The organism is Streptomyces sp. ATLC9, assembly GCF_057196705.1.
Genome location: NZ_JBXUOY010000549.1, coordinates 1 through 779, shown reverse-complemented (window position 1 = coordinate 779; position 779 = coordinate 1). Strand labels below are relative to the sequence as shown.

General features: G+C 80.5%; 1 protein-coding gene. It reads left to right on the top strand.

From position 1 onward, the window contains the following. Window positions 1-190: 190 nt before the first annotated feature. The coding region (locus AC2CJA_RS26980) for an SseB family protein (RefSeq protein WP_484605252.1) at window positions 191-779 on the top strand (589 nt) is incomplete at its 3' end.

The window sequence follows — 779 nt, the reverse complement described above, 5'->3', positions numbered from 1 at the left end:
GCGCGGGGCCGCTCCCCGGGCCGCCCCGGGGCGCCGGGCTGCCCCCCCCCGCGGGGGACCCCGGCCTGCTGCTGGTGCTCTGCGCCGTGCTGCTGTACCGGGGCGACCGGCCGGGAGGGCGGCCGGCAGGGCGGAGCGCGGAGCGGGCCGTGGGGCGGGCCGCCTGACCCGGGCGGCTACCCTCGGACGCGTGGCGCTCAAGAACATCCCCGATCCCGGGTTCTCCGGCGACGACGGCTCGGCCGACCCCGCACTCGCCCGGGCGCTGGCCGCCTGGGCGCAGGACCGCACCGCCGAGCCCGAGGTGCTGGCCGCCCTGGCGAAGGCCCGGCTGCTGGTGCCGGTGGTCGCCGTCCTCGGCGAGGTGGAGACCGGCGAGGACGGCCTGCGGCGGGAGAAGACCAGCGACATGGCGGTCCCCACGCTCAACGCGCCGGGCGGGCGGAAGGCCCTGCCGGCCTTCACCTCCACCGACAGCCTGGCCCGCTGGCGCCCGGAGGCCCGCCCCGTCGCCGTCCCCCTGCGCCAGGCACTCCAGGCCCTCGCCCAGGAGGGCGCCGACACCCTCGTACTGGATCTGGCCGGGCCGGTGACCTACCAGCTCACCGGCCCCGCGCTGGCGGCGCTCGCCGAGGGCCGCACCACCGCCGCCGATCCGCTGGAGGACCCGGCCGTCCTCGGGGCGCTGCGCACGGTGCTGGCCGCCGAGCCCGCGGTGAGCGCCGCCCGGCTGGGTCCCGGCCGGGGCACCGACGGCGTCCTGGCCCTGCGTCTGGACC